This is a genomic window from Streptomyces sp. NPDC088097 (assembly GCF_044741845.1).
Taxonomy (GTDB): domain Bacteria; phylum Actinomycetota; class Actinomycetes; order Streptomycetales; family Streptomycetaceae; genus Streptomyces.
This window is the reverse complement of the sequence record NZ_JBIUTJ010000001.1, coordinates 634,008-658,162: the sequence shown is the minus strand read 5'-3', so window position 1 is coordinate 658,162 and position 24,155 is coordinate 634,008. Positions and strand designations below refer to the sequence as shown.

Here is a 24,155-nt window from a genome sequence, read left to right as displayed (position 1 = left end):
TTCTACGAATACATTCGTGACATCGTCTATTGCACGATGATCACGGTGGACAAGAAGAACCGGCCGCGGGCACGGGTGCTCCTGCCGATCTGGGAGACCGTCGACGGCCGGCCCGTCGGCTGGCTCGCGGCGTACAAGACGCCGGTGAAGGCGGCCCACCTGGCCAACAATCCGGCCACGACGTACTCGTACTGGAACCCCCGCCAGAACGCGGTGTTCATCGACAGTACGTCCACCTGGATCGACGACATGGAGACCAAGCAGTACGCCTGGGACCTCTACCGCAAGGGCAGCCCGGCCGGCGTGGGCTACAACCCCCGCAACTTCTGGAGCGGTGGTGTGACGGACCCCGGCTACCAGCTGATCCGCATCGATCCGTGGCGGGTCCAGGTGCTGCGCGGGACGGACCTCAGCAGCCGCATCTGGACGGAGGAGGGTCGGCGCTGACACGAACGGGACGGGGCGGACCGGACCGGACGGACCGGACGACCTGGGGCCCGACGGGGCGCGTGGGCGCGGGCGAGGTGCCGAGGGGCACCCCCGCGCCGACGCGCCCCGTCGTCATCCGGCGGGGAGAACCGCTGCCGCGGGAACCGCCACGGCCGTCAGCAACAGGCCCCGGCCGGCCGCCCAGCGGCCGTCGAACCCGGTGAGCGCGCGTCCGTCCACCTCGGGGCCCGGCACGAGGAGTTCCGCCCGGAAGGTACGGGTCTTCGGATCCAGCGTGACGGCGGCCTCCTCGAAGTCCAGCCAGCGCCCGGTCAGCGGGTACCACGCCTTGTACACGCTCTCCTTGGCGCTGAAGAGCAGCCGGTCCCAGCAGATCGACGGATCGCGCAGCCGTAGCGCGCGCAGCTGGGCGCGCTCCACCGGGAGGGCGATCATGTCCAACATCCCCGGGCGCGGCAGGGGTTCGTCCGGTTCGGCGTCGCAGCCGATCGTCCGCAGCTCGCCGGCGCGGGCGACGGCGGCGCCCCGGTAGCCGCGGCAGTGCGTCAGGCTGCCCACGATGCCGTCCGGCCAGACGGGGGCGCCGCCCGGGCCGGGCAGCAGGGGGGCGGGAGCCACACCGAGCCGGTCCAGGGCCGCGCGGGCGCAGGCCCGTACGCCCGTGAACTCGGCGCGACGCGCCGCGACCGCGCCCGCGACCAGCGCGGCCTCCGCGGGGAAGAGCGGGGCCGCGCCGGAGGGTTCGGGCGCGTCGGCGAACGCGTCGGCGGTGACGGCCGGGGCGCGCAGGACCGCACCGATCACGCCTTCACCCGGGCGGCGAGGCCGTCCGTGATGACGCCGGCGACGCGCGGGAGCTGCTCGTGGAGGTAGAAGTGGCCGCCGGGCAGAACCTGGAGGGAGAAGTCCGCCCGGGTCTGCGCGCGCCACCCGGCGGCCTCGGCCACCGTGACGACCGGGTCGCTGTCACCGATCAGGGCGGTCACGGGGACGGGCAGCGGATCGCCGCCGCTCCAGCCGTACGAGCCCAGCGCGCGGTAGTCGGCACGCAGCGTGGGCAGCAGCATCTCCAGCATCTCGGGGTCGTCGAGGACGGCCCGACCGGTGCCGCCCAGCATGGCCACGGCGGCCAACACCTGCGCGTCGGTCACGAGTCGGTCGTGGACGGCGGGCACGGGGGTGGGTGCGCCGCGGCCGGACACGTACAGCCGCCGCGGCAGCGGTAGGCCGAGGGCCGCGAGCCGGCGGACGGTCTCGTACCCGACGACCGCGCCCATGCTGTGGCCGAACACGGCGTACGGGCGGCCGGTGAGCGGGGCGACGGCCCGGGCCACCGCGTCGGCCAGGTCGGTGAGGGCGGTGAAGGGCTGCTCCCGGCGGCGGTCCTGGCGGCCGGGGTACTGCACGGCCAGCACGTCGAGGCCGCCCGCGAGGGCCCGGGAGAGGGGGAGGTAGGCGCTGGCGGCGCCACCCGCGTGGGGGAGGCACACGAGGACGGGCCGGTCGGCCGGGGCGGGGCCGAAGCGGCGGAGCCAGGTGGTGTCGGGCTCGGGGGTGGTGCCCCGGTGCGGGGCACCGGTTCCGGTGCCGCTCTGGGCGCGGTCCCTTTCCCTGTCCATGGCTGCGCCTCCTTCCTTCCGTTCCATCGGGTCGCGGGGGGTCTGGGGGTCCTGGGGTCGGCGCCGGTCCGGCCGGTCGTGCGGTAACCGACCGGACCGGAGCCGGGTCCTCACTCCGGCAGGAGCGTGCCCGCGACGGGGCGGTCGACGGCCATCAGCCAGCGGCCGTCGGCGCCCTTGCGGAGGACGTCCGTGCAGGACCCCGCGATCCGCACGGGCTCGCCGTCGGGGCCCGTGCTGTCGACGCTGAACCTCACGCCGATCAGGGCCACGTCGCCGGCCACGTACGAGTGCGTCACCTCGGCCTTGAGGAGCGGCTTCGGGGCGAGGAACTCCTTGAAGAAGGCCAGGCGGGCCTCGCCGGTCAACGGGGTCCCCGAGAAGTTCGAGATGGCCTCGTCGCGGTAGAGGAGGTCGAAGAGGGCGCCGTCACCAGAATTGAAGAGCTGGAGGAAGATCTCGTTCTGGGTGTCGGTGTCGCCGGTCAGGTCGGGGTTGTCGATATCGAAGTCGACGGTGATTCCAGGAATGCTGCTCATGGAGATGAAGACTCGCTTTCTTGGCTGTGGCGGGCTGAACACTCCGGACACGGATTCCTGAGGACCGTACCGAATCGGCCTGAACCTCCGGCCCATCAGCAGGTAATCCGCCGGTCATCCGGATCTGGAGGGCCGGGAATGAGCGATCGGTGGACGGAATTCTGGGCGGGAGAAAACATCGCCGGTAAAGTCGCATCGGGAAACGAATCCGGGCGATCTTTCCCGGCAATGAGTTTCCCGTTCTGCCACTGCCGTAGAGGAGACATGATGACGTCGACCGGTACCGAGGCTTCCGCCGTCCTGGGAGCGGTGCGGGGCATCGCCGCGCGACTGCGCGAGAACGGGCGCGAGGCCGAGGAGCGGGGCTGGCTCCCCGAAGAGAACATCCAACTGCTCGACAAGGCCGGCGTGTTCCGCACGGCCGTGCCGCGCGCCTTCGGCGGCCTCGACCTGCCGCTCTCCGACCAGTTCGACATCGTCGCCGAGATCGCCCGCGGCTGCGGCTCGACCGGCTGGGTCGCCAACGCGTGGGTCTCCAGCGCCTGGCTGATATCGCAGTACCCCGACCAGGCCCAGGAGGAGATCTACGCCGGTGGCTCCCTGCGGGTCTCGGGTGGCTTCACCCCCACCGGCAGGGCCACGCGTGTGGAGGGCGGCTTCGTCCTGAACGGCAGCTGGCGCTTCAACACCGGCATCCGGGGCGCCGACTGGAACATCCTCGCCGCCCTCGTCGAGCGCGACGACGACGAACACGAAGAGGTGTACGCGGTGGTCCCCGCCTCGGCGATGACCATCGCCGACGACTGGGACGTCTCGGCCGCGGCCGGCACCGGCAGCTCCACCACCTCGCTGACCGACCACTTCGTGCCGGCCCACCGGGTCGTCGACGGGTTCGAGGTCCTGGAGGGCGAGGTCGCCGGACGCTCCAACGCGGGCGCGCAGAGCGGCCGGGAGTACGGGCTGACCCTGTACGTGATGGCGCTGTCGGTGGCCGCTTACGTGGGCATGGCGCGGGCCGCCCTGGAACTGTTCCTGGAGAAGGCCCCCGGCAAGGGCATCGCCTACTCGCACTGGACCGAGACGCGGGAGCACCCGTACGTCCAGTTCCAGGTCGCCGCGGCCGCCAACAAGATCGCGGCGGCGGAGGGGCTGGCCGCCCTGTACACGCGCCGGATCCAGGAGGCGGCCGACGCCGGAGAGCGCCTGAGCACCGAGGAGCGGGTCGAGACGCGCGGGCGGATCGCCTACGCCGTCCAGCTGGCGAAGGAGGCCGTGGAGACCCTGCACGCGGTGAGCGGGGCCTCGGTCATCGTGAAGTCCGGCGCGTTCCAGCGGGTCCACCGCGACATCCTCGGCCTGTCGCTGCACGGGCTGCTGGCGCAGCTCGGCGGCTTCGAGGCGTACGGCCGGGTCCTGCTGGGACTGGAGCCGGACACCGAGTACATCTAGACCGACCGGAAACCCCACGGCTGTGCGGGGGCGGGCCACCGTCCCCGCACAGCCGTGTCCGCGTTCCGCCCGTACCGCGAGCCCGGGAGCCCGGGAGCCCGGGGGTTCTCGGCCGGGGGCGCCGGCCTCCCGGCGGCCGAGCCGGCCCCGGACGTGGGGAAGCCGCGTGCCGGGTGCGGAAGGCGGCGCACCCGGCACGCGGCCGGCTGGGTCCCCGGGTGGGGGAGGCGGGACTACTCCTGCTCGCCGTAGGGGTCGTCGATCGCGTAGCGCCAGTTGCCGTCCTCGCCCTGAAGGAGCACGTCGACGCCGACGCCGGTCAGCAGCTCCGGGACGCCGTTCTCGTCGACCGTGGCGATGGACCAGTCGACGATCAGCAGGGCCGTGTCACCGGCGACGTACGTCTGGCGCGGCTTGGCCCGCATCTTCGGCTTGGCGGCAAGGAATTCCTTGACGGCGTTCTTCCGCTCCTCTCCCGAGAGCGGCTTGCCCGGCTCCCAGACGGCGACGGCCTCATCGGTGTACATGGCGTTCACCGCGTCGGCGTCACCCGAATTGAAGGCGGCTTCGTAGAGTGCGGTGTGCTTTTCGACATCGCTGGTGAGATTCGACATGCGAGGCTGCTCCTACTTTCATCGGGCGCGGGGCCGGGGGAATTCAAGACTTCTGAACCGTGAGCGCAGTGTGCCGCGAGCGTATGCAGGGGCTCCCCACTTCGGGCTCATCCGCCGGTAACAGGCCCCCACTCCGAGCCATTCAATTTCCGTTACCGAGGGGTGACCAGGGGTTGAGAGGGGGTTGGACGGCCCCGCCTAGGGTGAATGGGTCGGGGTATTCCCCGGGCCATTCGAAAGCGTCAGGAAAGGCAGCCGAGCGCGATGAACCTCCCTCGCGAGAACAAGCCCATAGCCGTCGTCGGCATCGCCGCCCGGCTGCCCCAGGCGCCCGGTCCGGACGCGTTCTGGGACCTGCTGAGCACGGGTACGGACGCGATCACCGACGCGCCCGCCGACCGCTGGGCCGGCGTCGCGGCGCCCGACCGCCCCGGGACGCGCCGGGGCGGGTTCCTGGAGGGGCTCGGCGACTTCGACGCCGCCTTCTTCGGAGTGTCTCCGCGCGAGGCGCAGGCGATGGACCCGCAGCAGCGGCTCGTCCTCGAACTGGCCTGGGAGGCCCTGGAGGACGCCGGGATCGTGCCCGCCCGACTGCGTGACTCCCGTACCGCCGTGTTCGTCGGTTCCCTGCGCGACGACTACGCGAGCCTGGTCAACCAGCTCGGCGAACAGGCCATCACCCAGCACACCATGACCGGGGTGAACCGGGGCGTCATCGCCAACCGGGTCTCCTACCACCTCGGCCTGCGCGGCCCCAGCCTCACCGTCGACACCGCGCAGTCCTCCTCGCTGGTCGCCGTCCACCTCGCCTGCGAGTCGCTGCGCAGCGGCGAGTCCGACACGGCGCTGGCCGCCGGCGTCAACCTCAACATCCTCGCGGAGAGCGCCGTCACCGAGGAGCGCTTCGGCGGACTCTCGCCGGACGGCACCGCCTACACCTTCGACGCCCGCGCCAACGGCTTCGTGCGCGGCGAGGGCGGCGGGGTCGTCGTCCTCAAGCCCCTCGACCGGGCCCTCGCCGACGGGGACCGGGTGTACGGGGTCATCCGGGGGAGCGCGGTCAACAACGACGGCGCCACCCCGGGGCTGACCGTGCCCAGCGGCGAGGCCCAGCGACTGGTGCTGCGCGAGGCGTACGAGAAGGCCGGCATCGGCCCCGCCGAAGTGCAGTACGTCGAACTGCACGGCACCGGCACGCCGGTCGGGGACCCGATCGAGGCCGCCGCGCTCGGCGCGGTGCTCGGCGCGGGCCGGGCGGCGGACGACCCGCTGCTCGTGGGTTCCGCGAAGACCAACGTCGGGCACCTGGAGGGCGCGGCCGGCATGACCGGCCTGCTCAAGGTGCTGCTCAGCCTCAGCCGCCGGCAGATCCCGGCGAGCCTGAACTTCGAGACCCCCAACCCGGACATCCCGCTGGCCGAGCTGGGCCTCTCGGTGCCCGGCGCGCTCGTCCCCTGGCCGCACCCCGAGCGGCCCCTGACCGCCGGCGTGTCCTCCTTCGGCATGGGCGGCACCAACGCGCACGTGGTCCTCACGGAGGCCCCCGCCGAGGCGCGCGCCGTCGAAGGGCCTTCGCCGCAGGAGCCGGGCGGGGAAGCCGCGGGGCCCGGCGCGTACGCATGGCCGCTCAGCGCCCGGGGCGAGGCCGCGCTGCGCGGCCAGGCCGCCGCCCTCCACGCCCACCTGAGCGAGGGCGGCCCGGGCGCCGGGCACACCGCGGCGCAGGTCGCCCGGGCGCTGCCGGCCACCCGGACCGCCTTCGAGCACCGCGCCGTCGTCGTCGGCGACGGACGGGAGGACCTCCTGGCCGGACTCGCCGCGCTCGCCGCCGGCGACCCCGCCCCGGGTGTCGTCACCGGCGAGGTCCAAGGAGGCCGGACCGGATTCCTGTTCACCGGTCAGGGTGCCCAGCGCGCCGGCATGGGCCGCGAACTGCACTCCGCCTTTCCGGTGTTCGCCGCCGCCTTCGACGAGGTCGCCGCCGAGATCGACCCGCTGTTGGAGCGTCCGATCGGCGAGGTGATCGCCTCCGGCGAGGGACTGGACCTGACCGGCTTCACCCAACCCGCCCTGTTCGCCGTCGAGGTGGCCCTTTTCCGCCTGGTCGAGTCCTGGGGCGTCACCCCCGACTTCGTCGCCGGCCACTCGATCGGCGAACTGTCCGCCGCCCACGTCGCGGGCGTGCTCACGCTGCCGGACGCGGCGCGGCTGGTGGCCGCCCGAGCCCGGCTGATGCAGGAACTGCCGCAGGGCGGCGCGATGGTCGCCGTGGGGGCCGACGAGGTCGAGGTCGCCGAACTGCTCGCGGCCCACGGGGACCGGGTGTCGATCGCCGCCGTCAACGGCCCCCTCGCCGTGGTGATCTCCGGCGACGAGGAAGCCGTGCTCACCCTCGCCGACGAACTGGCGGCGCGCGGGCACAGGACGCGACGGCTCACCGTCAGCCACGCCTTCCACTCGCCGCGCATGGAACCCATGGTGGAGGCCTTCCGCTCCGTCGCGGCCGAGCTGACGTACCGCGCGCCCCGCATCCCGGTGGTCTCCACGCTGACCGGCGCGCTCGCCACCGGCGACGACCTGCGCACGCCCGACTACTGGGCCGACCAGGTCCGCGGCGCGGTCCGGTTCGCGGACGCCGTCGACGTCCTGGCCGCCGAGGGCGTCACCCACCTCCTGGAGATCGGCCCCGACGGCGTCCTGTCCGCCCTCGTCGGGGGCGGCGCCGTCCCCGCCCTGCGCAAGGGCCGCGGCGAGGTCCGCAGCCTCGTGGCGGCGGTGGCCGCCCTGCACACCCGCGGCGCGGGCGTGGACTGGACGGCCCTGTACCCCGGGCCCGCCGACGGCCGTACGCGTCCCGTCCCGCTGCCCACGTACGCCTTCCAGCGCGAGCGGCACTGGGTCGGCGGCCGTCCCGCGCCCCGACCGGCACCGGCCGCCGGGAACACCGCGCGCGCCGCCGGGCCGACCGGGATCGGCGCCGCAGCCGGCGTGGACGCGCTGGTCACCGGGCACGTGGCCGCCGTCCTGGAATACGCGCCGGGTCAACGCGTCGATGGCCGCGCCTCCTTCAAGGACCTGGGCTTCGACTCCCTGATGTCGGTGGAGCTGCGCGACCGCCTCGCCGAGGCCACCGGCCTGCGCCTGGCCACCGGGCTGCTCTTCGACCACCCCACGCCCGCCGCCCTCACCGCCCACCTCGACGCCGCCCTGTCGGGCACCGCAGAGGACACTGCGGGCGCCGACGCCTCCACCGACCCCGGCCGGGACGACGACGACCCCATCGCCATCGTCGGCATGGCCTGCCGCTACCCGGGCGGGGTCTCCTCGCCCGAGGAACTGTGGAAGCTCGTCGCCGAGGGCGCCGACGCCATCTCCGACTTCCCCACCGACCGGGGCTGGGGCGAGGACCTCTACGACCGGGACCCGGAGCGCTCGGGCAAGAGCTCCGTACGCTCCGGCGGGTTCCTGCACGACGCGGCCCTCTTCGACGCCGAGTTCTTCGGCATCTCGCCGCGCGAGGCCCTCGCCATGGACCCGCAGCAGCGACTGCTGCTGGAGACGGCCTGGGAGGCCGTCGAGCGGGCCGGCATCGACCCGCGGGACCTGGGCGGCACCCGCACCGGCGTGTTCGTCGGCGCCACCGCCCTCGACTACGGCCCCCGCCTGCACGAGGCCCCGCGGAGCGTGGAGGGCCACCTCCTCACGGGCAGCACCAGCAGCGTCATGTCGGGCCGGATCGCCTACCAGCTCGGGCTGCTCGGCCCCGCCGTCACCGTCGACACGGCCTGCTCCTCCTCCCTGGTCGCCCTGCACCTGGCCATCCGTTCGCTGCGCACCGGCGAGACCACCCTCGCCCTGGCGGGCGGCGCCACGGTCATGTCCTCCCCGGGCATGTTCGTGGAGTTCTCCCGTCAGCGCGGCCTCGCGCCCGACGGCCGCAGCAAGTCCTTCTCCGCCGACGCGGACGGCACCTCCTGGGCCGAGGGCGTCGGCCTGCTCGTCGTCGAGCGGCTCTCGGACGCCCGCCGCAACGGCCACCGCGTCCTGGCCGTGCTGCGCGGCTCCGCCGTCAACCAGGACGGCGCCTCCAACGGCCTGACCGCCCCCAACGGCCCCTCCCAGCAGCGCGTCATCCGCCAGGCCCTCGGCGACGCCGGACTGATCGCCGCCGACGTCGACGCCGTCGAGGCCCACGGCACCGGCACCCGCCTCGGCGATCCCATCGAGGCCGAGGCGGTCCTCGCCACCTACGGCACCGGGCGCGGCGACCGCGACCCGGTCTACCTGGGCTCCCTGAAGTCCAACATCGGTCACGCCCAAGCCGCCGCCGGCGTCGGCGGGGTCATCAAGATGGTCCAGGCGATCCGGCACGGGGTGCTCCCGCGCAGCCTGCACGCCGGCGATCCGACCCCGCACGTCGACTGGAGCGCCGGCGAGGTCGAACTCCTCGCCGCCGCCCGCCCGTGGCCCGCCACCGGCCGCCCGCGCCGCGCCGCCGTCTCCTCCTTCGGCATCAGCGGCACCAACGCCCACGTCATCCTGGAGGCCGCGCCCCAGGACCGGGCGGCCCCCGCCGCGCCGCGGGACGACGTACACCCCGACCGGCACCACCTGTGGGCGCTGTCCGCCCGCGGTGAGGACGCGCTGCGCGCCCAGGCGGCCCGGCTGCGCGACCACCTCGCCTCCCCGCCGCAGGACGGCGTCGCGGCCCGCGCCGTCGACATCGGCCACGCCCTCGGCTCCACCCGCACCACCTGGGACCACCGCGCCGTCGTCACCGGTACCGACCTGGAAGGACTCACCACCGCCCTCGCGGCCCTCGCCGCCGGCGCGGACTCCCCGCAGGTCGTCACCGGCAGCTCCGCCCGCGCCGGACGCACCGCGTTCCTCTTCACCGGCCAGGGCGCCCAGCGCGCCGGGATGGGCCGAGAGCTGTACGCGACCCGACCCGTCTTCGCGGCGGCCCTCGACGAGACGACCGCCGCCCTCGACGCCTTCCTGGACCGGCCGCTGCGCGAGGTCATGTTCGCCGCGGAGGGCTCCGCCGACGCCGCGCTCCTGCACGAGACCCGCTACACGCAGCCCGCCCTCTTCGCCCTCGAAGTCGCCCTGTACCGGCTCCTGGAGCACCACGGCCTCACCCCGGACGTGGTGGCGGGCCACTCCATAGGCGAGCTGGCCGCCGCCCACGCCGTCGGCGTGCTGTCCCTCGCCGACGCCGCCCGACTGGTCGCCGCCCGCGGCCGGCTGATGCAGTCCGCCCGCGCCGGCGGCGCGATGATCGCCGTCCAGGCCACCGCCGAGGAGATCGCCGAGACCCTCGCCGGCCGGGAGGACCGGGTGGCCCTCGCCGCCGTCAACGGCCCCTCCGCCGTGGTCGTCTCGGGCGACGCCGACGCCGCCGAGGAGGTCGCCGCACCGTGGCGCGAGCGCGGACGCAAGACGCGCGTGCTCCAGGTCAGCCACGCCTTCCACTCCCCCCACATGGACGGGATCCTGGCGGAGTTCCGCGAGGTCGCCGAGTCCCTCGACTACCACCCCCCGCGCATCCCGTTCGTCTCCACCGTCACCGGCGGGCGCGCCGGGGAGGAACTGGCCACGGCCGCCTACTGGGTCACCCAGATCCGCGAGGCCGTGCGCTTCCTCGACGCCGTCCGCACCCTGGAGGAGACCGAGGGCGCCACCGTCCTGCTCGAACTGGGCCCCGACGCCGTACTGACCGCCCTGGCCGCGGGCTCCCTCACCACCGGCTCCGCCACCGCCGTCGCCCTCCAGCGCGCCGGCCGCCCCGAGGACGGCGCGCTCGCCGCCGGCCTGGCCCGCGCCCACACCCTCGGCGCCCCCCTCGACCTCGGCTCCCTGCACCCGGGCGGGGCGCCGGCGGAGCTGCCGACGTACGCCTTCCGGCGCGAGCACTACTGGCTGCTCCCCGAGGCCCGTACGGACGCCCGCAGCCTCGGCCTCGACCCGGCCGGGCACCCGCTGCTCGCCACCAGCGTCGACCTCGCCGACCGCGAGGAACTGCTGCTGTCCGGCCGGCTCTCCCTCGCCGGACACCCCTGGCTCGCCGACCACGCCATCGACGGGACCGTCCTCGTCCCCGCGACGGCCTTCCTCGAACTCGCCGTCGCGGCGGGCGACCAGGCCGACGCGCCCCGCGTCACCGACCTCACCCTGGAGGCGCCGCTGGTGCTCACCGGACAGCGTTCCGTACGCATCCAGGTCGCCGTCGCCCCCACCGACGCGACCGGCCTGCGGTCCTTCACCATCCACTCCCGCCCCGACGCGGGCGACACCGACGAGCCCGAGCCCTGGACCCGGCACGCCTCCGGCGCCCTCGACACCGCGCCCGCCGCCGTACCGGCCGCGGACGGCGCGCCCTGGCCGCCGGCCGACGCCACGCCGCTGCCCCTCGACGGGGTCTACGAGCGCCTCGCGGACCTCGGCTACACCTACGGCCCCGCCTTCCAGGGCCTCACCGCGCTCTGGCGGGGCACCCGGGGCCGCACCTACGCCGAGGTGACCCTGCCCGAGGCCCGGCACGGTGAAGCCGCCCGCTTCGGCGTCCACCCGGCCCTGCTGGACGCGGCCCTGCACCCGCTGGTGCTGAACGCGGCCCGGCCCGGCGAGGAGAACACGATCCGGCTGCCGTTCGCCTGGAGCGGCGCCGCCGTACACGCGGCGGGGGCCACCGCCCTGCGCCTGACCCTGACCGAGACCGGCGCGGGCGGCGATACCGTCCGCCTCGAACTCGCCGACCCGACCGGCGCCCCCGTCGCCACCGTCGACTCGCTCACGCTGCTGCCCGTCGCCAGGGACCGGGTCGCCCCGGACGCCGCCGGACGCACCGACTCCCTCTTCCACGTCGCCTGGCCCACCGTGCAGGCCCTCACCACCGCCGGCGCCGACCCCGACGTGCTCGTCATCCGGGTCCCCGAGGAAACCCCGCACACCCCGGGCGCCGCCCACCGGGCCGCCGCCGACGCCCTCGACATCACCCGGCAGTGGCTGGCCGACGAGAACGCCGCCCCGCGCCTGGTGTTCGCCACCACCCGGGCCGTCGCCGTCACCCCCGGCGAGGACGTCACCGGTCTGTCCGGCGCCCCCGTCTGGGGGTTGATCCGGTCGGTACAGAGCGAACACCCCGACCGCGTCGGCCTGGTCGACCTCGACGGCACCCCCGCCGCCGAAGCGCTGCTGTCCGCCGCCCTCGCCACGGGCGAGCCCCAGATCGCGGTGCGCGGCGCCGCGCTGCACGTACCGCGCCTGACCCGGGAACGGCCCCCCGCCCCCGGTGAGAACACCGCCTCCGACCGGGCCGCCACCGCCCCGGCGCTCGACCCCCGGGGCACCGTCCTGATCACCGGGGGCACCGGCGGCCTCGGCGCGCTCTTCGCCCGCCACCTCGTCACCGCGTACGGAGCCCGCCACCTCCTCCTGACCAGCCGCCGCGGCCCGGCCACCCCCGGAGCCGACGCCCTGGCCGCCGAACTCCTCTCCCTGGGAGCCGAGGTGACCCTCGTGGCCGCCGACGCCGCCGACCCCGACGACGTGGCGGCCCTGCTGGCCGGCATCGACCCGGCCCACCCCCTCACGGCCGTCATTCACACCGCCGGAGTCCTCGACGACGCCACCGTCGAACAGCTCACGGCCGAAAGGCTGGCCGCCGTACTGCGCCCCAAGGTCGACGCCGCCTGGCACCTCCACGACCAGACCCGGGCCCTGGACCTGGCCGCCTTCGTGCTCTTCTCCTCCGTCTCCGGCATCACCGGCACCGCCGGACAGGCCAACTACGCCGCCGCCAACACCTATCTCGACGCCCTCGCCGCGCACCGCCGCGCCCGGGGCCTGGCCGCCACGTCCCTGGCCTGGGGCCTGTGGGACGCCACCCACGGCATGGGCGCCCAGCTCGGCGACGGCGACCTCGCCCGCTGGGCGCGCGCCGGCGTCGCCCCCCTCACCCCCGAGGCGGGCCTGGCCCTCTTCGACACGGCCCTCGCCGAGGGCGCCGCCCTCGCCGTGCCCGCCCGGCTCGAACCGGCCCGCCTACGGGCCGCCGGCGGCACCCAACCCGCGCTGCTGCGCGGCCTGGTCCGTTCCCGACGCACCGCCCGCGCCGCGGCCGGCGCCGGGGCCGACGGCTCCGGCTGGGCGGGACAACTCGCCGCCCTGCCCGCGGAGGACCGGGAAGCGGCCGTGCGCGAGCTCGTGCGCTCCGTCGTGAGCGCCGTCCTCGGCCACACCGACACCCACCGCGTCGATCCGGACAAGTCCTTCAACGAGCTCGGCTTCGACTCGCTCTCCGGCGTCGAGCTGCGCAACCGGCTCAACTCCGCCACCGGCCTGCGCCTGTCCGCCACCACCGTCTTCGACTACCCCTCGCCCACCGCGCTCGCCGCCCACCTGTACGAGCGGACCGCCCGGGCCGCCGAGCCCGCCGCGTCCGCCCCCGTCGCCCGCCGCCGGCCCGCCGGCGCCTCCGACGAGCCCATCGCCATCGTCGGCATGGCCTGCCGCTTCCCCGGTGGGGTCTCCTCGCCCGAGGACCTGTGGCGGCTCGTCGCCGAAGGCACCGACGCCATCACCGAGTTCCCCGCGAACCGGGGCTGGGACCTGGACTCCCTCTACGACCCCGACCCCGAGCACATCGGCACCTCGTACACCCGCCACGGCGGCTTCCTGCACGACGCCGACCGCTTCGACCCGGCGTTCTTCGGGATGTCGCCCCGTGAGGCCACCGCGACCGACCCGCAGCAGCGGCTGCTGCTGGAGACGGCCTGGGAGACCTTCGAGAGCGCCGGCCTCGACCCGGCCGTGCTCCGCGGCACCAGCACCGGAGTGTTCGCCGGCGCCATGTACGACGACTACGCCTCGCGGCTCGCGAAGAGCCCCGAACAGTTCGAGGGCTTCCTGCTGGCGGGCAACCTGTCCAGCGTCGTCTCCGGCCGCCTGGCCTACACCTTCGGCCTGGAGGGCCCGGCCGTCACCGTCGACACCGCCTGCTCCTCCTCCCTGGTCGCCCTCCACCTCGCCGCGAACGCCCTGCGCCAGGGCGAGTGCGACCTCGCCCTCGCGGGCGGCGTCACCGTCATGTCGGGCCCCAACACCTTCGTGGAGTTCTCCCGCCAGCGCGGCCTGTCCGAGGACGGGCGCTGCCGCTCCTTCTCGGCGGACGCGGGCGGCACCGGCTGGGCGGAGGGAGTCGGCCTGCTCCTCGTGGAGCGGCTCTCGGACGCCCGCCGCAACGGCCACCGCGTCCTGGCCGTCGTACGCGGCTCCGCCGTCAACCAGGACGGCGCCTCCAACGGCCTGACCGCCCCCAACGGGCCGGCGCAGGAGCGGGTCATCCGCCAGGCCCTCGCCAACGCGGGCCTCTCCGCCTCCGAGGTCGACGCCGTCGAGGCGCACGGCACCGGCACCAGCCTCGGTGACCCCATCGAGGCCCAGGCCCTCCTCGCCACCTACGGCCGGGAGCGGCCCGAGGACCGGCCGCTGTTGCTCGGCTCCCTCAAGTCCAACATCGGGCACGCGCAGGCCGCCGCCGGCGTCGGCGGGATCATCAAGATGGTCCAGGCGATGCGCCACGGCGCCCTCCCGCGCACCCTGCACGCCGAACGCCCGTCGGACTACATCGACTGGGAGTCCGGCGCCGTGGAACTCCTCACCGAACACCGGGACTGGCCCCGCACCGGCCCCGCCCGCCGCGCCGGCGTCTCCTCCTTCGGCATCAGCGGCACCAACGCCCACGTCATCCTGGAGGAATCCCCCGAGGCCGAGATCGCGCCCGTCGGGGGAGCGGCCGGTCCCACCGCCGAGACCTCCACCGACGAGACCCCCACGGCCGAGACCCCCACCGGCGAGGTCCTCGCCTGGACGCTGTCGGCCCGGGACGAGAACGGCCTGCGCCGCCAGGCCGCCGCCCTCGCCGCGCACGCCGCCGGGCACCCCGAGGTCGACGTCCGCGACATCGCCCTCACCCTCGCCACCGGCCGCGCCCGCATGGACGTACGGGCCGCCGTCGTCGGCACCGGACGCACCGGCCTGCTCGACGGCCTCGCGGTCCTCGCCCGGGGCGAGAACGCGCCCGGGGTGGTGCGCGCCGGGTCCGGGCAGCGCGGACGGACCGCGTTCCTGTTCACCGGACAGGGCAGCCAGCGCCTCGGCATGGGCCGCGAGCTGTACGCCTCCTCGCCCGTCTTCGCCCGCGCGCTGGACGAGGTCTGCGCCCGCCTCGACTCCGAACTCGTCCGCCCCCTCAAGGAGGTGCTGTTCGCCCCCGCGGGCTCCGCGGACTCCGCCCTCATCGACCAGACGGCCTTCACCCAGGCCGCCCTGTTCGCCGTCGAGGTGGCCCTGTTCCGCCTCGCCGAACACCACGGAATCACGCCCGACTACCTCCTCGGTCACTCCATCGGCGAGGTCACCGCCGCCCACCTGGCGGGCGTGCTCGACCTCACCGACGCCTGCGTCCTCGTCGCCGAACGCGGCCGGCTGATGCAGGCCGCCCGCGAGGGCGGCGCGATGGCCGCGCTCCAGGCCGGTGAGGACGAGGTGCGCTCCGTCCTCGCCGACTACGACGCGGCGCGGGTTTCCGTCGCCGGCGTCAACGGCCCCCGCTCCACCGTCGTCTCGGGAGACGCCGAGCTCGTCGACGAGATCTCCGGGATCTTCCGGCAGCAAGGCCGCAAGACGAAGCGGCTGCCCGTCAGCCACGCCTTCCACTCCCCGCACATGGAGGAGGTCCTCGACGAGTTCCGCGCCGTCGCCGCCGAACTCACCTACCACCCGCCCCGCATCCCCGTCGTCTCCAACGTCACCGGAGACCTCGCCACCACCGCACAGCTGACCTCGCCCGACTACTGGACCGACCACATCCGCGCGGCCGTCCGCTTCCACGACGGGGTCCGCCGGCTGGAGGCGGCCGGCGTCACCGAGTACGTCGAGTTCGGCCCGGACGGCGTCCTGACCGCCATGGCGCAGGACTGCCTCGCGACCGAACCCGGGCTGATCGTCCCGCTGCTGCGGGCCGGCCGCTCCGAGGCCGACACCGTCGCCGCCGCCGTGACCGCCGTCCGGCTGCGCGCCACGGACACCGACTGGTCCGCCGTCCTGCCCGGCGCCCGCCTGGTGGACCTGCCCACGTACGCCTTCCAGCACGACCGCTACTGGCTGGAGGCCGACGCCGCCGCGGCCGACGCGGCGGGCCTGGGCCTCACCGACGCCGCGCACCCGCTCCTGGGGGCGGCCGTCCGGCTCGCCGACCGCGACGCCTACCTCCTCACCGGCCGGGTCTCCCCGCGCACCCAGCCCTGGCTGGCCGGCCACGCCGTCCACGGAACCGTGCTGCTGCCGGCCACCGCCCTCCTCGAACTGGCCCTGCGCGCAGGAGAGCCCGTCGGTGCGGACCGGATCGAGGACCTGACGATCTCCGCCCCGCTCGTGCTCCCCGCACGGGGCGCCGTCCAACTCCAGGTGGTCGTCGGCGAGGCCGACGCCGACGGCGCCCGCCCGGTCGGCATCCACTCCCGCGCCGAGGGGGCCGGTCCCGAACTGCCCTGGACCTCCAACGCCGAGGGCCTCCTGGTCACCGGCCCCGCCGAACCCGAGGGCCTCACCGCCTGGCCGCCGCCGGGCGCCGCCGAGATCGACCTGGACGGGGCCTACGAGCGGCTCGCCGACCGGGGCTACGGCTACGGCCCCGACTTCCAAGGCCTGCGCCGCGTCTGGCGGACCGCCGACGCGCTGTACGCGGAGGTCGCCCTCGGCGAGGAACTCCGCGCCCGCGCCGCCGCGTTCGGCATCCACCCGGCCCTGCTCGACGCCGCGCTGCACCCGCTGCTGCCCGGCGTAGCCGACCGTGACGGCGGCACCCCCTGGCTGCCGTTCTCCTGGTCGGGCGTCAGCCTGTACGCCACGGGCGCCACCCGCCTGCGGGTCCGCCTCGCCCTGGGCGAGCCCGGCGGCGACGGCTCGCTGACCGTCGCCCTCACCGTCGCCGACGCAGCGGGGGCCCCGGTCGCCGCAGCCGAGTCCCTGCTGCTGCGCCCGCTGTCGAAGGACGCCCTGCGGGAGGCCGCGAACCCGGCCCGCGACGGACTGTTCGCGGTCGCCTGGACGGAGCCGCCCGCCCCGGCGACGACCCCGCCCACGACCTCCGACTGGGCACTCCTCGGCGAGGAGACCCCGGTCGCCGACCCGACGCCCGACGTGTTCCTGCTGCCCCTGGAGCCCGCCGACGGGCCCGCCGACACCCTGCCGCAGCGCGCCCGCGCCGCCACCGGGCGGGTACTGGAGGCCGTCCAGGGCTGGCTGGCCGACGAGCGGTTCGCACGCGGCACCCTCGTCGTCACCACGCGCGGCGCCGTCGCCGTCGGAGGCGGGGGCGTCGGCGACCTCGTCCACTCCGGTGTGTGGGGTCTCCTCCGGTCGGCCCAGACCGAGAACCCCGGCCGGATCACCCTCGTGGACCTCGACGCGGACGGCGACGACACCGCACTCGCCGCGGCCGTGGCGAGCGGCGAGGCCCAGGTCGCCGTCCGTGAGGGCCGGCTCCTCGTCCCCCGACTGGCCCGCACCGCCGTCCGCCCCGACGCGCCGGCGCCCGCCTGGGACCGGGGCACGGTCCTCGTCACCGGCGCGACCGGAGCGCTGGGTGGCGTACTGGCCCGGCACCTGGTCACCGAGCACGGCGCCCGACGGCTCCTGCTGCTCAGCCGCCGTGGCCCCACCGCCCCCGGCGCGGGCGAACTGACCGCGGAACTCTCCGCGCTCGGCGCCCACGCCGAGGCAGTGGCCTGCGACGTCACCGACCGGGCGGCGCTCGCCGCCGTCCTGGCCGCGATCCCCGCCGCCCACCCGCTGACCGCCGTGGTCCACACCGCCGGCGTCCTCGACGACGGCGTGGCCGCCCGACTCACCCCCGAACAGCTCGACCGGGTCATGCGGCCCAAGACCGACGCCGCCTGGCACCTGCACGAGCTGACCCGGGACCTGGACCTGGAGGCCTTCGTCCTGTACTCCTCCGTCGCGGGTCTGATCGGCACCGCCGGCCAGGCCAACTACGCGGCCGGGAACACCTTCCTGGACGCCCTCGCCGCCCACCGCCGCTCGCGGGGCCTGCCCGCCGTCAGCCTCGCCTGGGGCCTGTGGGCCGAGGCCAGCGCGCTTTCCGGCGGCCTCGACGACACGGACCTGCGTCGGCTCGCCCGCGTGGGGCTGCTGCCGCTGGCCACCGCCGACGCCATGGCCCTCTTCGACGCGGCCCCCCGCACCGGGGACGCCGTCCTCGCCGTCAGCCGCATCGACGCGGCCGCCCTGCGCGCCCGCGCCGCCGAACTGCCGCCCGTCCTGCGCGCCCTCGCGGGACCGGCGAGGCGCCGTACGGCCACCGCCGCGGCCGGGGAGGTCCCCCTCGCGCAGCGGCTCGCCGGAATGGGTCCGCAGGAACGCGAACGCGTCCTGACGGACCTGGTCCGGGCACAGGTCGCGGCCGTACTGGCCCACCCGGACCCGGACGGCATCGACGCCGAACGGCCCTTCCAGGAACTGGGCTTCGACTCCCTGACCGCCGTGGAACTGCGCAACGTCCTGAACCGGGTCACCGGGCTGCGACTGCCCAGCACCCTCGTCTTCGACCACCCGACCCCGGCGGCCCTCGCGGCCCTGCTGGGCAACGAGCTGGCCACCGCCGCACCGGCGGCCGACGGCGGCGCCGACCCTGTACTCACCGGTCTGACCGCCCTGGAGGCGGCCCTCGCCCAAGCCGCCCCCGACGCCGGGGCCCGCGATCTGATCGCGGCCCGCCTGCGGGAACTGCTCAAGGCCACCGAGGGCTCCGGGGACATCGGGGACGGCCCCACCGCCGACCTGGACGCCGCCAGCGACGAGGAACTGTTCGCCCTCCTCGACGACCTCGACTGACGGCCCCGGCCCCGCACCGCCCGCCGCCCCGACACCGGTCCACCACTCCTGAAAGCTGAAATCACGTGGCTGACGAAGCACAACTGCGCGAGTACCTCAAGAAGGCCATCGCCGACGCCCGCGACGCCCGCACCCGGCTGCGCGAGATCCAGGACAAGGAGCGGGAGCCGATCGCCATCGTCTCCATGGCCTGCCGCTACCCCGGCGGGGTGTCCTCCCCGGAGGACCTGTGGGACCTGGTGGACAGCGGGACCGACGCCGTCTCCGAGTTCCCGTCCGACCGCGGCTGGGACGTCGAGCGGCTCTACGACACCGACGCCGACCGGACCGGCACCACCTACGCCCGGGAGGGCGGCTTCCTCCACGACGCCGCCCGCTTCGACGCCGAACTCTTCGGGATCTCCCCGCGCGAGGCCCTGGCCATGGACCCCCAGCAGCGGCTGCTCCTGGAGACCACCTGGGAGGCCCTCGAACGGGCCGGCATCGACCCGCTCTCCCTGAAGGGCACCCGCACCGGGGTCTTCACCGGAGTCATGTACAACGACTACGGATCGCGCTCCGACCTGCCCGCCAAGGACTACGAGGGCTACCTGTTCAGCGGCAGCGCGGGCTCCATCGCCGCCGGCCGGATCTCCTACACCTTCGGCCTGGAGGGCCCGGCGGTCGCCGTGGACACGGCCTGCTCCTCCTCCCTGGTCGCCCTCCACCTCGCCGCGAACGCCCTGCGCCGCGGCGAATGCGACCTGGCGCTCGCCGGCGGGGTCACGGTCATGTCCACCCCCGTGGCGTTCGTCGAGTTCTCCCGCCTGCGCGGTCTCGCCGCCGACGGCCGCAGCAAGTCCTTCTCGGCCGACGCGGCCGGCACCGGCTGGGCGGAGGGCGTCGGCCTGCTCCTCGTCGAGCGGCTCTCCGACGCCGTCCGCAACGGACACCGCGTGCACGCCGTGCTGCGCGGTTCGGCGGTCAACCAGGACGGTGCTTCGAACGGTCTGACGGCGCCGAACGGGCCTTCGCAGGAGCGGGTGATCCGTCAGGCCTTGGCGGACGCGGGTCTGGCCGCTGCCGAGGTGGACGCGGTGGAGGCGCACGGGACGGGGACGCGGCTCGGTGATCCGATCGAGGCGCAGGCGTTGCTGGCGACGTACGGGCAGGGTCGTCCGGAGGGCCGGCCGTTGTACCTGGGCTCCCTCAAGTCCAACATCGCCCACGCCCAGGCCGCCGCCGGAGTGGGCGGGGTCATCAAGATGATCGAAGCCATCCGCCACGGGGTCCTGCCGCGCACCCTCCACATCGACGAGCCGACCCCGATGGTCGACTGGGAGTCGGGCGCGGTGGAACTGCTGCGGGAGCCCCGGGAATGGCCCCGGACCGGCGCACCGCGCCGCGCGGCCGTCTCCTCCTTCGGTTTCGGCGGCACGAACGCGCACGTGGTGATCGAGCAGTACACCGCCGCCGACGAGACCGACACCACCACCGGAGCCACCGGCACCCCCCTGCCGGTGGTGCCGTGGGTGGTCTCGGGCAAGACCCCGCAGGCCCTGACGGAGCAGGCCGGCCGGCTCGCCGCGCGGGTGGCTTCCGACGAGGAGCTGTCCCCCTCCGATGTGGGGCTGTCGTTGGCTTCGGGGCGTGCGGCTCTGGAGTTTCGGGCGGTGGTGTCGGGTGTGGGGCGGGAGGAGTTGCTGGCCGGGTTGGCGTCGTTGGGGGCTCCGGTCGCGGTGCGGGGTGGCCGGGTGGGGTTCGTGTTCACGGGTCAGGGTGCTCAGCGTCTGGGTATGGGGCGTGGGTTGTACGACGCTTTTCCGGTGTTCGCTTCGGCTTTCGACGCGGTGGTGGTGGAGTTGGACCGTCATCTGGAGCGGCCGTTGCGCGGGGTGGTGTGGGGCGGGGATCAGGAGCTTTTGAATCGGACGGTGTTCGCGCAGACCTCGTTGTTCGCGGTCGAGGTGGCGTTGTTCCGTCTGGTGGAGTCGTGGGGTGTGCGTCCGGATTTCCTGGCGGGTCATTCGATCGGTGAGTTGGTGGCCGCGCATGTGGCGGGTGTCCTGTCGTTGGAGGACGCGGCGGCTTTGGTGGCGGCTCGGGGTCGTTTGATGCAGGCGTTGCCGGCGGGCGGGGCGATGGTCGCCCTCCAGGCCACCGAGGAAGAAGTCCTCCCCTTCCTCACCGACGCGTTGAGCGTGGCGGCGGTCAACGGACCCCGGTCCGTCGTGGTCTCCGGAGCCGAGGACGCGGTGGTTTCCGTCGCGGCGGTGTTCGAGGCGCGGGGGCGCAAGGCGACCCGGTTGAAGGTGTCGCACGCGTTCCATTCGCCGTTGATGGATCCGATGCTCGAAGAGTTTCGGCAGGTCGCGGCTTCCCTGAGCTATGAGGTTCCCCGGATTTCGATCGTCTCGACGCTGACGGGCACGTTGGCCACGGGGGACGATCTGCGGTCGGCGGACTACTGGGTGGCGCAGTTGCGCGGCGCGGTGCGCTTCGGTGACGCGGTGCGGGTCTTGGCGGACCTGGGTGTGGGTGCCACGTTGGAACTCGGCCCGGACGCAGTGTTGTCGGCTTTGGTGGCGGGGGCGGTGGGGGAGGAGATCCCGGCCGCTCTGCCCGCCATGCGGCGGGGCCACTCCGAGCCCGCCGCCTTGGTCACGGCCCTCGGCCGGCTCCACGAGCACGGGGTTCACGTCGACTGGAGCGCCTACTTCGCGGGCAGCGGCGCCCGCCGGGTCCCGCTGCCGACGTACGCCTTCCAACACGAGCGCTACTGGGTCGACCGCCTGCCCCGGACCGGCCTCCCCGGCCACGACGGCACCCCGGGCCACCCCCTCCTCGGCACACCGCTCACCCTCGCCGGATCCGACGAGACGGTCTTCACCAGCCGAATCTCCCTGCGCACCCACCCCTGGCTCGCCGATCACCTCCTCCACGGCACCCCCGTCCTGCCCGCCGCCGCCGTGGTGGAAATGGCCCTCCGGGCCGGCGAGGCGCTCGGCCGCCCCGCCCTGGACGAGCTGGACCTCCTCGCCCCGCTGCCGCTGCCCGAGGACGGCGGCGTCCTGATCCAGCTGCGCGCCGGATCCCCCGACCCGGACGACCCCGCGGGACGGCGCGGCTTCGCCCTGTACGCCCGTACGGACGACGCCGACGACACCGACCCGGCCTTCGCCGGCGCCTTCGCCGGGGACACCGGCTGGACCCTCCACGCGCAGGGCCACTACCTGGACGAGACCGCCACCGCGGGCCCCGCCGCGGACTGGTCCGCCGACAGCGGACTCCCGCTGACCGTCCTCCCCGAGGAACAGGCCGCCGAAGCCCCCGGCTACGGCATCCACCCGGCCCTGCTCACCGCCGCGCTGCCCGCCCGGGCGGCGACCGCCGCCCCGGTCCACTGGTACGGCGTGAGGCTCCACGTACCGGGAGCCGTCGCAGTCCGCGCCCGTGCCACGGAGATCGACGACCTGACCTACGCGCTCCAACTCGCCGACGCCGAAGGGCGGCTGGTGGCCTCCGTCGATTCGGTCGTCTTCCGCACGCTCGACCGCGCGCTGCTCCCGACCGCCCCGGTCGGGGCCGCCGGTCGGAACGTGCTCTACGGCCTGGAGTGGGAGCCCGTCACCCTCCCCCTCGCGGAACGGACACCCACCCGGCACGTCCTGGACCTCGGGCACCCCGACGCCCTGGCCGTCGCCGCCACCGCGGTGGAGGCGGACCCCACCCTCACCCTGGTCCTGCCCCTCCCCGCCCCCACCGGACCGGCCGCCGCCGACGTCCCCGGGGCCGTCCGCACCGCCACCCGCGCGGTGCTCGGCCTGCTGCGGCAATGGGCGGCCGACGAGCGCCTGGAGGGGACCCGCCTCCTCGTGCTGACCTCGGGGGCCGTGGCCGTCTCCCCCGGGGAGGACATCGGCGACCTGGCCGGCGCCGCCGTCTGGGGCCTGCTGCGCTCCGCCCAGTCCGAGACCCCGGGCCGCATCCTCCTCGTCGACACCGACACGCGCCTCGTCACGGAGACCGACACCGGTACCGACGTCGCCGCCGCTGCCGAGGGGATTCCGGACGACACCCTCGCCCGGCTCCTCGCGGGCGGCGAGCCGCAGGTCGCGCTGCGCGCCGGCGCCGTCCTCGTCCCGCGCCTGCGCCCCCTGCCGGCTCCTGCCTCCGCCTCGGTGCTCGGCGCCGAGGGCACCGTCCTGATCACGGGCGGCACCGGCGCACTCGGCGCGACCGTCGCCCGCCACCTCGTCGCGGAGCGCGGCGCCCGACACGTCCTGCTGCTCTCCCGCCAGGGCGACACCGCCGGAGGCGCCAAGCAGCTGCTCGCCGATCTGGAGGAACTCGGCGCCCGCGCCGAGGCCGTGGCCTGCGACGTCACCAACCGGGCGGCGCTCGCCGCCGTCGTGGCCGCGATCCCCGCCGCCCACCCGCTGACCGCCGTCGTGCACGCGGCCGGCGTCCTCGACAACGCCCTGGTCCCGGAACTGACCCCGGACCGGCTGGCATCCGTACTCGCCCCGAAGGCGGACGGCGCCTGGCACCTGCACGAGCTGACCCGGGACCTGGACCTGGAGGCCTTCGTCCTGTTCTCCTCCAGCGTCGGCGTCCTCGGCGGACCCGGGCAGGCCAACTACGCAGCCGCCAACGCCTTCCTGGACGCCCTCGCCGTCCACCGCCACGCCCACGACCTGCCCGCCACCTCGATCGCCTGGGGCGTCTGGCAGCCGTCCGCGGGCACGACCGGCGGCGGTACGGGCATCAACGCGCACCTCACCGGCCCGGATCTGGACCGGCTCGCCCACGAGGGGTACCGGCCCCTGACCGGCGCCGAGGGCCTCGCCCTGTACGACCGGGCCGTGGCCGGCGCCGGGCCCGCCGTGGTCGCCGTCCCCCTCGGGCTGTCCGCCCTGAGGGCCCGCCCCCGCGTCCCGGCCGTGCTCACCGCGCTCCCCGGCCTGCGGGGCCGGGCCGCGGTCGCCCCGACGGCCGCGGCGGCGTCCGACGGGCCGGCCGCCACCACCCTCGCCGGGCAGCTCGGCGCGCTCACCCCCGCGGAGCGGGAGCGGCTGCTGCTGACCCTGGTGAGCACCGAGTCCGCCGCCGCCCTCGGCCGCACCGGGCCCGCCTCCATCGACGCCGAACGACCCTTCCAGGAACTGGGATTCGACTCCCTCACCGCCCTCGACCTACGCAACCGGCTGGTCGAAGCGGCCGGCGTCACGCTCCCCGCGACGCTGGTCTTCGACCACCCCACCCCCGCCGCCCTCGCGGCCCACCTGGGCGCCCGGCTCGTCCCCGAGGCGCCGGATCCGGGCGAGGCCCTCCTCGCCGAGCTGGTCCGCCTCGACCCGCTCCTGAACGGCCTCTCCGGGGACGACCCCGACCACCCGGCGGTCACCGCCCGGCTCCGCGCCCTCCTCAGCCGCCTGGAGGCGGCGGGGGCGCAAGGCGACCCGGACGGGGGCCCGGACAGCGGAGCCGACGCCGGGGCCGACGTCCTCGCCGCGTCCTCCATCGACGACATCTTCAGCATCATCGACACCGAACTCGGCCGTTCCGCCGACTGATTCCGGCGC

7 protein-coding genes and 1 pseudogene are annotated in these 24,155 nt (G+C 75.1%); 4 read left to right on the top strand and 4 right to left on the bottom strand.

The window, feature by feature from the left end; all coding sequences use genetic code 11:
- Positions 1-36: 36 nt before the first annotated feature.
- Positions 37-447, top strand: a complete 411-nt coding sequence (locus ACIOD1_RS02860; RefSeq protein WP_401899789.1) for a pyridoxamine 5'-phosphate oxidase family protein — start codon at positions 37-39, stop codon at positions 445-447.
- Positions 448-561: 114 nt separating this feature from the next.
- On the opposite strand, the gene ACIOD1_RS02855 is transcribed toward ACIOD1_RS02860, so the two are convergent.
- From ACIOD1_RS02855 to ACIOD1_RS02845, 3 genes are all read right to left on the bottom strand, one after another.
- A complete protein-coding gene (locus ACIOD1_RS02855; protein ID WP_401899787.1) occupies positions 562-1,254 on the bottom strand; it encodes a 4'-phosphopantetheinyl transferase in 693 nt (230 codons plus the stop codon).
- Positions 1,251-2,069 (bottom strand): alpha/beta fold hydrolase, encoded by an 819-nt coding sequence (locus ACIOD1_RS02850; RefSeq protein ID WP_365622694.1) that lies wholly within the window; start codon positions 2,067-2,069, stop codon positions 1,251-1,253. Before ACIOD1_RS02850 ends, ACIOD1_RS02855 begins: the two co-directional genes overlap by 4 nt.
- Before the next feature lie 110 nt (positions 2,070-2,179).
- Positions 2,180-2,608 (bottom strand): nuclear transport factor 2 family protein, encoded by a 429-nt coding sequence (locus tag ACIOD1_RS02845; RefSeq protein WP_365622692.1) that lies wholly within the window; start codon positions 2,606-2,608, stop codon positions 2,180-2,182.
- A 267-nt stretch (positions 2,609-2,875) separates the two neighbouring features.
- Between ACIOD1_RS02845 and ACIOD1_RS02840 the strand changes: the two genes are divergently transcribed.
- Positions 2,876-4,057, top strand: a complete 1,182-nt coding sequence (locus tag ACIOD1_RS02840) for an acyl-CoA dehydrogenase family protein (protein WP_401899784.1) — start codon at positions 2,876-2,878, stop codon at positions 4,055-4,057.
- Positions 4,058-4,290: 233 nt separating this feature from the next.
- Here ACIOD1_RS02840 and ACIOD1_RS02835 read toward each other — a convergent pair whose 3' ends face one another.
- Positions 4,291-4,671 carry a DUF4440 domain-containing protein gene (locus ACIOD1_RS02835; RefSeq protein WP_365622688.1) on the bottom strand — a complete coding sequence of 127 codons (381 nt, stop codon included), beginning with the start codon at positions 4,669-4,671 and terminating at the stop codon, positions 4,291-4,293.
- A gap of 264 nt (positions 4,672-4,935) precedes the next feature.
- Here ACIOD1_RS02835 and ACIOD1_RS02830 point away from each other — a divergent pair, with 264 nt between their 5' ends.
- The gene (locus ACIOD1_RS02830) at positions 4,936-18,591 is read left to right on the top strand and encodes an SDR family NAD(P)-dependent oxidoreductase (RefSeq protein ID WP_401899781.1); all 13,656 of its coding nucleotides are present in this window, start codon (positions 4,936-4,938) and stop codon (positions 18,589-18,591) included.
- 104 nt (positions 18,592-18,695) lie between these two features.
- Positions 18,696-24,146 (top strand): annotated as a pseudogene (locus tag ACIOD1_RS02825) (SDR family NAD(P)-dependent oxidoreductase); the annotation flags it as partial.
- Positions 24,147-24,155: the final 9 nt, after the last annotated feature.

What these genes read in the sequence shown, in the direction of transcription:
- ACIOD1_RS02845 (WP_365622692.1), bottom strand. Translation starts at nt 2,608, where the DNA reads ATGAGCAGCATTCCTGGAATCACCGTCGACTTCGATATCGACAACCCC.
- ACIOD1_RS02830 (WP_401899781.1), top strand. Translation starts at nt 4,936, where the DNA reads ATGAACCTCCCTCGCGAGAACAAGCCCATAGCCGTCGTCGGCATCGCC.
- ACIOD1_RS02840 (WP_401899784.1), top strand. Translation starts at nt 2,876, where the DNA reads ATGACGTCGACCGGTACCGAGGCTTCCGCCGTCCTGGGAGCGGTGCGG.
- ACIOD1_RS02835 (WP_365622688.1), bottom strand. Translation starts at nt 4,671, where the DNA reads ATGTCGAATCTCACCAGCGATGTCGAAAAGCACACCGCACTCTACGAA.
- ACIOD1_RS02860 (WP_401899789.1), top strand. Translation starts at nt 37, where the DNA reads ATGATCACGGTGGACAAGAAGAACCGGCCGCGGGCACGGGTGCTCCTG.
- ACIOD1_RS02850 (WP_365622694.1), bottom strand. Translation starts at nt 2,069, where the DNA reads ATGGACAGGGAAAGGGACCGCGCCCAGAGCGGCACCGGAACCGGTGCC.